General features: G+C 60.0%; 9 protein-coding genes. 4 read left to right on the top strand and 5 right to left on the bottom strand.

The features are described from left to right. Nucleotides 1-6: 6 nt before the first annotated feature. On the bottom strand, nucleotides 7-1,125 hold the full coding sequence (locus NKI15_RS12285; RefSeq protein ID WP_023671802.1) for a glycosyltransferase family 4 protein: 1,119 nt from the start codon (nucleotides 1,123-1,125) through the stop codon (nucleotides 7-9). Nucleotides 1,126-1,293: 168 nt separating this feature from the next. Here NKI15_RS12285 and NKI15_RS12280 point away from each other — a divergent pair, with 168 nt between their 5' ends. Next, the gene (locus NKI15_RS12280) at nucleotides 1,294-2,733 is read left to right on the top strand and encodes a lipopolysaccharide biosynthesis protein (protein WP_352513970.1); all 1,440 of its coding nucleotides are present in this window, start codon (nucleotides 1,294-1,296) and stop codon (nucleotides 2,731-2,733) included. A gap of 40 nt (nucleotides 2,734-2,773) precedes the next feature. Here the strand turns inward: NKI15_RS12280 and NKI15_RS12275 are convergent, their stop codons facing one another. Genes NKI15_RS12275 through wecB form a run of 3 tightly spaced genes read right to left on the bottom strand, consistent with a single transcriptional unit; the run spans nucleotide 2,774 to nucleotide 6,058 of the window. After that, nucleotides 2,774-3,577 (bottom strand): WecB/TagA/CpsF family glycosyltransferase, encoded by an 804-nt coding sequence (locus NKI15_RS12275; protein ID WP_023833544.1) that lies wholly within the window; start codon nucleotides 3,575-3,577, stop codon nucleotides 2,774-2,776. Then, nucleotides 3,574-4,911 carry a UDP-N-acetyl-D-mannosamine dehydrogenase gene (gene wecC / locus NKI15_RS12270; protein ID WP_023686301.1) on the bottom strand — a complete coding sequence of 446 codons (1,338 nt, stop codon included), beginning with the start codon at nucleotides 4,909-4,911 and terminating at the stop codon, nucleotides 3,574-3,576. The genes NKI15_RS12275 and wecC overlap by 4 nt, the downstream gene beginning before the upstream one ends. Continuing rightward, nucleotides 4,904-6,058, bottom strand: a complete 1,155-nt coding sequence (gene wecB, locus NKI15_RS12265; protein WP_023707669.1) for a non-hydrolyzing UDP-N-acetylglucosamine 2-epimerase — start codon at nucleotides 6,056-6,058, stop codon at nucleotides 4,904-4,906. The genes wecC and wecB overlap by 8 nt, the downstream gene beginning before the upstream one ends. Before the next feature lie 666 nt (nucleotides 6,059-6,724). On the opposite strand from wecB, the gene NKI15_RS12260 reads away from it, so the two are divergent. Beyond that, on the top strand, nucleotides 6,725-7,708 hold the full coding sequence (locus tag NKI15_RS12260; RefSeq protein WP_245260948.1) for a glucosamine inositolphosphorylceramide transferase family protein: 984 nt from the start codon (nucleotides 6,725-6,727) through the stop codon (nucleotides 7,706-7,708). A gap of 42 nt (nucleotides 7,709-7,750) precedes the next feature. On the opposite strand, the gene NKI15_RS12255 is transcribed toward NKI15_RS12260, so the two are convergent. Continuing rightward, entirely contained in the window at nucleotides 7,751-8,854 is a 1,104-nt protein-coding gene (locus tag NKI15_RS12255; RefSeq protein ID WP_196813675.1) for an acyltransferase family protein, read from the bottom strand. Nucleotides 8,855-9,233: 379 nt separating this feature from the next. On the opposite strand from NKI15_RS12255, the gene NKI15_RS12250 reads away from it, so the two are divergent. Beyond that, nucleotides 9,234-10,496, top strand: coding sequence for a VpsF family polysaccharide biosynthesis protein (locus NKI15_RS12250; RefSeq protein ID WP_023703943.1), 1,263 nt, complete (start codon nucleotides 9,234-9,236; stop codon nucleotides 10,494-10,496). Between the two features lie 215 nt (nucleotides 10,497-10,711). Continuing rightward, nucleotides 10,712-12,313, top strand: a complete 1,602-nt coding sequence (locus NKI15_RS12245; RefSeq protein WP_023707666.1) for a GumC family protein — start codon at nucleotides 10,712-10,714, stop codon at nucleotides 12,311-12,313. The last annotated feature ends 1 nt before the right edge of the window (nucleotide 12,314 follow it).

Below are 12,314 nucleotides of genomic sequence, written 5' to 3'. Positions count from 1 at the left end.
ACAGCGTCAGCGCTTGACCGATCGCGCCTCGGACGCGACCGATCTCCAGACATCGCAGATCGCGTCGACAAACGGTGCAAGCTCAAGCCTTTCCCGGTGCACCGCCATGGCGGCGGCGCCAAGCCGCGCGCGCAGCGCCGTATCCTCGACCAGCCGAGTTAACGCCTCGGTCAACGCCGCCACATCGCCGGGCGGCACCAACAGACCGGATTGTTCGTGGGTGATGATGTCCTCGACCGCGCCAACCGGGGTGGCCACGACAGCCAGGCCGGCCGCCATGCCTTCGATCACCGACATTGGCAGATTTTCGGCGAACGAGGGGAGCACCAGAATATCGGCCGAAGCGATCAGTGATGCGACCTCGTCAGGTCCCACCCAGCCCGGAAAAGCAATACGGTCGGCAATCCCTAGAGCGACCGACCTCGCTCGTGCCGGCTCGACCTCACCATCGCCGGCGATCGTGGCACGCCAACCCCTGAGATGTTTCATCCGCTCCAGCGCCTCGCCCAACTGCGGCACGCCCTTTCGCTCGCCGATGCGGCCGAGGAACAGGATGTGCACGTGATCGCCTCCGCCGACATGCGCCAGGGAAGGAACTGCCGTGGCGTTGGGAACGATGACAATATTGCCGCCGTTCGCCGGTGCCCGGCTGGCGACGAAATCGCGCCAAAGCCCCCCCAGGACAATCACCCGGCCGGCATGCTCGAACAGAGCCCTGATACGGCGGCTCATGAAACTATGATCATCTTTCCAGAATGTCTGATACTGCGCCCCATGCAGATGAAGGACATATGGTATCGACAACAGCCTGGCGCAGGCGGCGATCATCATCTTGCGATAGGTGCTGCCGGAGACCGATATATTGATGTGAATGACGTCGGCGCGTCTGTCGAGGCGGGCCGCAAGCATCCGCGCGCAAAAACCAAGCATGTAGAAGATCGAAAGCCCGACATGTCCCGGGCCACGGCTGGAAAGAAAGCGCAGATCGATGTCGGCGATCTCTTGCCGTTCGAACTCCTGCTTCAGCGCCCCCATGATCCGGTCGATGCCGCCTTGTCCCGAAACGCCCGAGGGCGTTGCGACCAAGACATGTATTTTTCTATTGTGGGCGAGACGCTGCAACATGACACCATTTGGATTGCGGATGCCGGGTGACCCTAAAGCAAACGTTCCAAAAAAGGTTTACGACAAATCTTTTGGTTCAAACTGTATCCGTTCACCCTTTGCCGTCATCATGCTGGAATTCCCGTCGGTCAACGATTAATCGACGGCAAATTTTCCGGGAACAACCCTTTGCTGCTCAGTTCCACACTCATCTATGGCCCAGCTATTCTGCTGACGCGGGTTTCCGCTCTGCTCCTGCTGGTCGTCATGACGCGGCTGATCGACCAGACCGAGTATGGCCTGCTGACCCTGGTGGTCACCGTGGGCGAAATGACGGATGTTGCCGTTACCAACTGGCTGCGCATTGCCTTGCTGCGGCTTGGCGGAAAAGGCGACGTCAGCCGTGGCAGCCTGATGCTTGCCGGACAGGTATTGCTTGTCACCACGGTGCTGGCCCTGATCATATCCGTGATCGCCTCGGCGGTGATCGTGCCGGAGCGCTGGATCGAATTTGCAATCGCCGTCTGCAGCTATCTGATTGCCGGCTCCATCAGCCGGTTCGCGTTGACGGTGCTGCAAATGCAGCAGCGTCATTCCCTCTATTCGATGCTTGAATATCTGCGCGGCCTGCTGCAACTCGCCTTGCCGATCGCCGCCATCCTTATCTTCCAACGCTCGTTTCTGACGGTATCGCTCGGCTCGAGCCTCGCCGTGCTGATTGCCGGCATCGTGGCGTGCGTGGTGGCATCCGGGCGCGTTATTGGCGGCCCGCCGCGCTTCACCCACAAGGAGTTTTTTGCCCTCGGCGTGCCCCTCGTCATCATGGCGCTGGTCGGTTTCGGTCTCAACAGCGCTGAACGCGTCTTCCTCAAGCTCTACTACGATGCCGGCGCGGTGGCCGTCTTCGCAGCCGCCTACGCATTGGCTCGGCAGCCGATCGATATGGTCGCCAACGCAATCAACATGGGCGCATTTCCAGAAGTGGTCAGCCGCTTCGACGAAGAGGGATCCGAGGCGTCCGGGCGGTTGTTGTCGCAACTCATGGCCTTGATGATACGCCTTTGCCTGCCGGTCGCAGCAATGCTTATCGCGCTCAGCGGCGACATCACGCGACTCCTGCTGCCCGCGGAATATCATGGTCGCTTCGGTCTGCTGTTTCCGATCATCGCCTTCAGCGTTCTTTGTGCTAATCTCACAAGCTTCGTTTATGGCGTCGTGGTGCACGCGCATAAGCGGCCGTGGTTGCTGATCATCGCCAATTCCTTCGGCTCGGTGGCAACGATTTCACTGTCTTTTCTGTTGATCCCCACCATGGCGGAGGTTGGCGCGGCGTTGGCGTTGGCGGGCGGATCGCTGGCAGGTCTTGCAGCCTGCATCGTCATCGCCGAGAGGCTCACGCCGGTGCCGGTTCCCTGGCGCGACATCGCTGTCTCGGTCATCATTTCTATCTGCACCGGACTGGCCGCCAGCCTTGCCAGCACTGGGCTGGGCAATATGCCGGCGATCTTTCCGCTCGCGGCGGGCGGTGTCGCCGGCGCTGCGGCTTTCCTGGGACTGACCTGGTTGTTTCACCCCGCGGCCGTGACGCAGTTCATCGGCAAGCTAAGGGCACGGCTCCGGATCGCATAAATCCCGCGCTATGAGGCATGCTTGTCTGAAAGTCGCGAGCCTACGGATTGACGTTTCGGCGTCCCCGGCGAGACCAGAACTCACGCCACAGCAGCAGTGCATAGGCGGTGTTGGTATCGTAGTAGCGGCGCCACAATCGTCGCGGCTCCTGCGCCACGCGAAACAGCCACTCCAGGCCCGCCGCCTGAACCAGTCTCGGTGCCCGGGCGACCTTTCCACCATAGACGTCGAAGCTGCCGCCCACGCCCATGACGAAACTCGGAGCGAGTACGTCGCGATAGCGCTTGAGAAAGCGCTCCTTGCTCGGCGTCGGCATCGCCACAAACAGACAGTCGGCACCTGAAGCATTGATGGCCTCGACGATCGCGGCCTCTTCCTCCGCCTTGAAATACCCATTGCGCCGGCCGGCAATGGCCAGGCTCGGATGATCTCTGGCAAGTCGGCTTTCAACTGCGTCGAGAATGTGCTGTTCAGCGCCCAGAAGGTAGGGGCGATAGCCACGCTTGGCGCACAGCGCCAGCAGGTTGATCATGACGTCGACGCCGGTCACACGCTCGGGCAACTCGACGCCGCAGAGCCGCGCGCCCCAAAGCACGCCTTTGCCATCGACATTGACCATATCCGCCCCGACGACATCCTCGCGCAGTTCAGCATTCTTGCGCATGTTCACAAGCTTGGCGACGTTCACGACAACATGATGAAGCGGCCGCCGCGTCGCCATCGCCTCGTCTGCGATGGCCAGCGTCTCGGCCATGGTCAGCGCATGGATGGTCGCACCGAGAAACTCGCGGCGGCGCGATGCCAATAGAGAGTGTTGCGCCCATGCCGGGTCATGCGAGTTCATGCCGCTTCTCCGGTGCGAGCGAGAGACTGCGAGCGTTCCATTTCGGATTTCTTGCCTTCGATGCGGGCGTCGGGCTTGCGCGCCTTGCGCCAGGTCCACAGGCCCCGTGTGTCGACGAGCTTCTTGTCCTTGAGCGCTTCGGGATCGATCAGATTGAATTGTCGATGGTCGACCAGCAGGACGACGATATCGGATTGGTCAATAGCGGAAAGTGCATCGGTGAACATGACGCCGCTGCCCTCGAGCTCGTGTGGCAACTGACGCGCATTGGGCTCGGCAGCGACGATCTTGATATTGGGAATCTTGGACAGAAGCTTAACAACCTCGACAGCCGGGCTCTCGCGCATATCGTCGATATTGGGTTTGAAGCTGAGGCCAAGACAGGCGATCGTCTGCTTGCGGGTCGGGTCGAGCAATGCCTCGATGTCCCTGACCACCGACAAGGGTCGCTCGGAATTGATGCGCCGTGCCGAACTGATCAGCCGCGTATTGTTCGGTGCGGCGTCGATGATAAAATACGGATCGATCGCAATGCAGTGGCCGCCCACGCCCGGGCTCGGCTGCAGGATGTTCACGCGAGGATGCCGGTTGGCGAGATCGATTACCTCCCAGACGTTGAGCGACAGATCCTGGCACACCGCCGCAAGCTCATTGGCGAAGGCGATATTGACATCGCGGAACGCATTTTCGGTCAGCTTAACCAGTTCCGCGCTTTCGGCCTGGGTTATGAACAGGTCGCCGGCGACGAAGCTTGAATAGAGTGCCGCTGTCCGCTCCGAAGACTTTCGGGACAGCCCGCCGATCGAGCGATCATTGTTGATCAGTTCGGTCAGCACCTTTCCCGGCAGCACGCGCTCGGGAGAGTAGGCGACCAGGACGTCAGCTTCCTCGCCATGTGCGACGGGAAATTTGAGATCGGGTCGCAGTTCCGCGAGCAGCGCTGTCATGACACGCGTCGTACCGACCGGCGATGTTGATTCCAGCACCACCAGGTCGTCCCGTTTTAGCACCGGAGCGATGCTTCGCGCTGCCGCAAGCACGTAGCTGACATCCGGCTTGCGGTCCGGGGTGATCGGAGTTGGAACGGCGATAATATAGGCATCGGCCGGCTGAGGCGTACTGAATGCCTTGAGCTTGCCATTGGCGACGACTTTCTGGATCAAACCATCCAGGTCCGGTTCGATGATGTGGATTTCGCCGCGGTTGACCTTCGCGACCACCGCCTCGTTGATATCGACACCGATGACATCGAGTCCGCGGCTGGCAAAAATGGCACAGGTCGGCAGGCCGATATAGCCCATGCCGATAACGGAAACGGTTTTGATTTCAGCCATGATTCAGCAATTCCTCAACGATCCGGGTCGCAGCTTGGCCATCGCCGTATGGGTTGTGCCTCTCCGCCATGCCGCGATAGACGCTCTCATCATCGAGCAGGCTATTGGCATTGGCCAGAATTTTTTCGATATCGGTACCGACCAGCCGGGCAGTACCAGCGGCGATCCCTTCGGGTCGCTCCGTGTTTTCCCGCATCACCAGCACCGGCTTGCCGAGTGAAGGCGCCTCTTCCTGCACGCCGCCGCTGTCGGTCAACACCAGGTAGCTCTGTTTCTGCAGGTACAGGAACGGCAAATAGTCCTGCGGGTCGATCAGGTGGATGTTCGGCACCGTCCCGATTTCGGCCTCGACCACGGAGCGCACATTCGGGTTGGGATGGACCGGGTAGATGACCTGCACATCCCTGCGCGCCGACAATGCCTTCAGCGCGGTGCAGATTCTCTGGATGCCGCCATCGAAATTCTCACGGCGATGACCGGTGACGAGTATCATTTTCTTGGTCGGATCGATGAAGGGGAAACGAGCGGCGAGCTTGGCGTTCATCAACTTGTCGGCATCGATCTCGCTGGAGAAATGCAGCAGCGTGTCGATCACGGTATTGCCGGTTACGAAGATGGTGTTCGCAGCCTTTCCTTCGGCGATGAGATTGTCGCGCGCCTCGGTGGTCGGCGCAAAATGCCAGGTGGCGATGTTGCCGGCAATCTTGCGGTTCAGTTCCTCCGGAAAGGGAGAGTTGATGTTGTGGCTGCGCAATCCCGCCTCGATATGGGCAACCGGAATGCGCTTGTAGAAGGCAGCTAGAGCCGCGGTCATCGCGGTGGTTGTGTCGCCCTGGACGATGACGATGTCCGGCTTCGCCTTCTCCAGCACCCCCGCCATTCCGAGGAGCACGCGCGAGGTCACGTCGAACAACGTCTGACCTGGCTGCATGATGTTGAGATCGTAGTGCACCGGCAGGCCCGTCAATTCAATGACCTGATCGACCATCTCGCGATGCTGGCCCGTCACACATATTTCCGTGGTAAAGCCTGGATGGGCGAGCGCGGCGCGCGCCACCGGAAAACATTTGAGCGCCTCCGGCCTCGTGCCGAACACGATCAGCAGTTTTCGCCTTGAGGGCAATCTCGGATGTGAAACGGCGTTCATGGTTGACCCTGGTCACCGAAAGCGTGGGCGCCCGGCTGACATGTGCTTTCAGCCTAACAATAGCGCCCTGAACCGCCTTCGTATTCAAAAAAATTAACGTATGATTAACGCTAGAGTCCGCAGCCCCCCTTGGGCAACCCTTGCCAGGAACTGTGGGGAAAGATACCAGAGCAAAGCCATTTTTTGCTTTAACGAGAATAACTTGGGTTGACTAATATTTTAATCATCGGCCACGCCGTCGCATCCCGGCGCTGGGAAAATGAGCTTTTCATGCGGTTGGGTGCGGCAGGTTATGTGGTCTCGAGTTGCCACGCGCCGGCGCCGGCGCCAACCGCTCGGGGGCTGGACACTGTCTTGGCGATCGAGAGCCGGCGTTTCGGTCCCTCGCTGGCGGGCCGGTCCGAGCCGTTGCCGCCCATCGATCGCGGCCCTCCGGACCTCGTCATAGATCTCACTGCCAGCGCAACGGGGCAAGACGCGCCAGTCCTGAGGCTCGAATTTTGCGGTCGCAACAGCTTTCCAGCCGGCGTTGCCGCAATGTTGGCGAGCGGACAATTGCCTGAACTTGGCGCTCGCCTCGATGGCGTTGTCGTGGCCCAGGCTAGACCGATGCTGGCAGACAGGCTCTGGCTATCTCGAAGCTGCAACGACCTGCTCGCCGGCGCCATGTCGCTGATCATGCAAACCGTCGCCCGCTTCTTTGCGGGCAAGCTTGTGCCGGTAAGCGACAACCCGGTGCCGATCCTGAAGAACGACAGTTTTGTTCGACACTATGTGCCCTTTTTTGGCAGGGCTTTGATCGATCGCGCCGTGCAAAAAATCAGGCGGGGACGACGCCCCTTTTATTGGCAGGTTGCCTACCGGGTGATCGACGGACCAGGCATCGCCGAAACCGGGCAACTCGACGGCAAACCGTTCACAGTCCTGCCGGACGATGGCCAACGCTTCTATGCCGACCCGTTCGTCTTCGAGGCCGACCGCCGCCATCATCTGTTTGTCGAGGAATTCCCCTACGCGACGAGTCGCGGCGTGATTTCCGTCGCCGAGCTCGGTGACGATGGCACTTTCGGTGTTCCAAGGGTTGTATTGGAGGAAGCGCACCACCTGTCGTATCCGCAGGTGTTCGCACACGATGGCGAGATTTTCATGATCCCCGAAAGTGGTTCGGCTCGCGAACTTGTGCTCTATCGCGCCGCGCAGTTTCCCGACCGCTGGGTCCGCGACACGGTGCTGATGGCGGACAGGGATTTCAACGACGCGACGCTGCTCGAATCCGACGGTCGCTTCTGGCTGGTTGGAACGGAGCGGTTCGGCTACGGCAGCGCGTCGGACACGATGGCGGTCTATTGCGCACCCTCGCTGCGCGGGCCATGGGTCGCCCATCCGCTCAATCCCATTGCCGTCGATCATTCGGCCACCCGGCCGGGCGGCGCCTTTATCCACCACGACGATGCCCTGGTGCTGCCGGTGCAGAACGGATCGAGGGCCTATGGCGGTGGTCTGGGGCTGATGCGGCTTGAGCGACTCGACGCGTCCGATGTCCGTTTTGCCTCGCCCCGGCCGATCGGCGCGGGTCCGGCATGGGCACGCACGGGCATTCATACGCTTAACCGCGCCGGCAATGTCGAGGTCGTGGACAGCGCGGGCTGACTGAAGCGCTGAAAGCCGTGAGCGTCCCGTTGCGTGGCCTGCTTATTTGTTCTCCGTGGCAATATGAGGAAGCGGTGTGTTTCTCGTCTTCCTTCTGCCGTTCAGGGTCTGAAGAATCGGCTTCTCGATCATCTCGTAAATCACCAGACTGACGAGGCAGGCTGCCACGATGCTGACCACCGACACCAACAATACCGTTGTCGGATGCTCGTATCCGACGGTGCGTCTGGCCAGGTACGCCACAGCGCCGATCACGAAGATATGCGACAGATAAAGCGCGTAGGAAGCGTCGCCCAACTGCTCGAGAAGGCTCCAGTGCTTGAGTTTCGGCTCCAGAATGAGGCTGAGATGAAGCAGGCCCGCCGCCCACATTGCTTGTCCCGCGAAGCTGATCTGACCCAATAGCGGCGTACCGTCATCGACGAATGAAAGCACCACGCCTGCAGCGGTCATTACGCCGAATATCCAGGCATGGCGTATGTCGGAAGTGAAATCACCGTCCAAATAGCGCCGCCCTATCCACATGCCGATTACGAATGCCACCGGAGAAGGGTTGAGATAGAACTGGATAACAGGGTTGGTGGGAGCCAGCCACAGCCCGGCTATCCACATCGCAATGAAAAAGACCGTCAGCACAAATACGCGCGAGGTCACGGACAGAAATGCGAACACCGCAAAAGCGATATAGAAAAATACCTCGTAATTGAGCGTCCAGCCGAGTGAGAGGATTGGACTGGCGCTATCCCGTCCAGGCGCTTCGTGAACAATGAAGAGGAGCGACTGAAGATAGTGGGGCCATGTAAAGACGGTCTTCTGGAAGAGACTTGGCGCGAGCGCCGCCAGAACGGCGGCGAGGCTGGTGAAAAGCCAGTAAAGGGGGATGATCCGGATTGCTCGGCGTTTCAGGAAGGTGGCAGCGGAAAACGGACCATCTCCCGTAATATGGACCATTATGAAACCGCTGATGACAAAGAACAGAACGACGCCCAGGCGGCCCGCCGTCACGATAATCAGATTGTCCACGCCAATCTGATAGGAAAAGGCGTGTGCGAACAGAACCAGCAAGGCGGCGCAGGCGCGAAGATACTGAATCGAATAGAATTTCTTCACCTTGATCTCCTGCGCTTTGCCGGCGCCTGATGCCATTGTGCCGTCCACAGGCAGCGCGTCCGGCGCCGTGCAAAGCATCGCCATCAATACGACCGGCCAATTAAGTGTGGGTTACCGAGTTCATGAAATAGCGTAAATCCGGCTGCCGATGCATGTCGCGCAAGTGCATTGCCTGCATTCGTTCCCACGCGGCGCACTTTGGTGAGATCTCAATGAGCGGTGTCCGGCTTTTCGGCAAAGCTGACATGTGGCGGCCCATGCCGGGCATCGCCACTGTTAAGATCGGGTTATCCATATTCCTTTACGTTCGTGCAGGAAAATGTACCCGGGGGCGCGTTCGTCCCCTGCCATCTCAATCGCAAGCCGCAACGCTGGTCGGATAATCGTGAGTGTCACCCCCACAGAGCAACAGTTCGTGACCGCGCAGGCCAGCCGCCAAGACGCCCTCACGCTCCTGTTCTTTCTCCTCGCGGCCTTCGCTTTCCTGCTCCGCTCGACCATCTCGCCGCAGTTGATGAATATGGTGATGTCCTATTCGACGGAGGGGGGGTCGTTTCCCGAAAAGCTGCATATCGGGACCTATGCGATCTTTCTGCTGCTTGTCGTCATCGCCACGACCCGGCCAATTCGGCTCGAAGGCGATGAAGTCAGGCTGTTCAAGGCGACATTGTTATATTCGCTGCTGCTGTTGTGGCTGGTGCCTTATCTCTTCGTGATAGGCCGTGCCGGCTCGGCCGGCTTCATAATCGATTCCTATCTGGTCTCTTGTGCCGCGGCGATGATCATGCTTGCCCTGGGTGACCATGTGCGCAGGGCGCTTGGCAATGTCATCGTCGGCATGATTGTCCTCAGCGCCATCATCGGAACGATCGAGGCCGTCACCCAGCATCGATTCCTGCCCTATCCCCTCGTTGAGCTGGACTTTCGGCCGATCGGACTGTCGGCCCATCCGCTGGCGCTGGGCGCGCTTTGCACCACCGCCATAGGTTTCGTTGCATTGACGCGGTGGCGTATCTGGGTGTGTGCGCTTTGCATCTTCATTCTCTTCATCGGCACGGCCGCTTCGGGCGCGCGCACCGCCCTGCTGCTCGCTTGCGGCGAGATCCTGTTCCTGCTCGTGTTCCTGCCTTGGCCGGACTTGTCACCCAGACATCAACGCCAGGCCAAACTCCTGGTGCTGATGCTGACGCTGGCCGGTGGCGCCATACTGATTGCGATACTCTTTTCGGCGGGGCTGCTGAACCGCTTCAGCAATACGCTCTTTGATCAAAATTACGACGCGCGCGTCAAGATCTACGATGTATTCAAGTTCGTTGAATGGAGGGACATCCTGCTTGGCATGAATCCCAACGAGTTGTTGAAGATCGTCAACGAAAAGCTCAACCTCCCCTTCATCGAAAGCACGCCGGTCGTTCTTACGCTTTTGTTTGGCCTGCCGATCGCCTTGCTCTTCGCGTTTGCTTTCTTCCGGTTCCTTTTCAAGCTCCTGCGCAATACGCCTCGGGCCGCCCATATCGCAGCGGCCGCGTCCATTCTCGCGGCATTGTCAAACAATGCCCTCTCTTCGAAGGCGCCGGATATCATGCTGCTCGTCATCTTGTTGCTCGCTTATCGAAAGCCGGATGGGCGCCAAACCGGCACGCCCGTTCAAGGCCAACCAGCATCAACAGCGACATGACGCCAAAGCCCGTCCTTGTGGGTGCCCTCGCGACGACCTCTTGCATTTCCATTTGAAACGCCTGCACGCTTTGCCAGGCTACGACGGGCGTGGCAGAATACCGACCAAGGGTGGATAGATCGCTGTTCCAGAACGCGCCTGACACGCCTGGAAAATGAAATATTAACGATGTTTCCGTAAAGCAGGCTGTGCGTATTGAATATTAAAGGGTTAGCATGATGTCCGCCGCTTCCGGTCCTCCTCCAACCGCGGCCGCCGCCGGCATTAGCCCCTATGAACGGATCGAAAATGCGCGGCGCGCCAGCAGGCCAAAGCCGCAACAAACCGCGCCGATCATGGCACATGCGGCGGCACCCGCTGTAACGTCGGCCCCTGTAACGTCGGCCCCTGTGTCGCCTGCACCCGTGGCGCCGCCTGTAGCCGAGCCCGTCACGACGGTGACGCTCAACAAGATCGGAACCTTTCTCGAACTCGATTTCGGGCGTCTGTTTGTCTGGCTGCGCGCCGGCCTCGCTCTGGTATGCCTGCTGGCAATCGTCGGCGGGATCATCGGCGGTGCCTACGCTCTGCTGAGCAAGCAGCGCTACACCGTGACCACGGACATCCTCATCAATCCCGCCAATCTTCAGGTTGTTCCGAATGATCTTTACCCGCAATCGGCCCAGGTCGATGGACAGCTGCTCAGCGCGCGCAGCAAAGAGCGCATCTTGACCTCGGGCAGCGTGCTTTCACGTGTTGTAGACGATCTTGACCTGGCCAGTGACCCGGAGTTCTTCGACGCGGACCGTAGCCGCACAGGGACGGACGGCGCCAAACCCGATCCGAAGCTTACCGCCCTGAAGAACCTGGCGGAACGGGTTAGCAGCATCGCGGATGAAAAGTCGTTTGTCACGACCTTGATGGTATCGGCGGAAACCCCCGCTAAGGCGATCCTGATTTCGCAGGATATCGTCAAGACTTTCCAGGAAGAGCTGGCCAGCGCCGAGGCTTCCGGCGCCAGCCGTGCCGCGGCCGCGCTGGACGGGCGGCTGGGCCAGCTCAAGAGCGATGTGCAGGCGGCTGAAGAGAAGGTCGAGGCCTATAGGCGCAGCCACAATCTGGCCACCAGCAATGGGCAGCTTGTTTCCTCGCAAACCATGACCCAGCTCAACGGCCAGATCGTGGAGACGCAATCGCGCGTCATCGCCGCGCAGGCAAGTTACGACGCCCTGCTTGCCGCCGGCGCAAACGGCACCAATTCCGGTCCCGCCACGTCGGAAGCGCTTGTGGCGCTGCGCGCAACGGCCAATGGCCTGCGCCAGCAGATCGATTCGCAGTCGATGACCTTTGGCCCCCGTCATCCGTCGATCGTCAGGCTGAAGACGGAGTACAACACGGTCAGCGCGCAACTCAGCGCCGAATACGCGCGCACCCTGCGCCTGGCGAAGGTCAATCTCGATGCCGCCAAAACCTCGTCGGCCTCCCTCAATGCCAAGATGAATGACTTGAAGGGCAACGTGTTCTCGGATAGCGATTCCGAGGTCGCCTTGCGTGAGCTTGAACGTGACGCCGCGTCGAAGACGGCTATCTATGAGAGCTTCCTGTCGCGGGCACGCCAGATAACCGAGCGCGAACAGATCGACAGCACCAATGTGCAGGTGATTTCCACCGCAGTGCCGCCAAAGGGCCGTTCATGGCCCCCGCGCACCGTCGTGATGATCGGCCTGGGGGCCATTGGCGGCATGATCCTTGGCATGTTGCTCGCCATTACCCTGGGTATCGTGCGCGACATGCGTCTTCCGCCAAACCGCCCGGACGTCATTGCCAGCCGCGCCTGAA

The sequence above is a fragment of the Mesorhizobium sp. M0862 genome, from assembly GCF_040319795.1.
Taxonomy (GTDB): Bacteria; Pseudomonadota; Alphaproteobacteria; order Rhizobiales; family Rhizobiaceae; genus Mesorhizobium.
The sequence above is the reverse complement of the archived record's forward strand: the minus strand, read 5'-3'. Positions and strand labels throughout refer to the sequence as shown.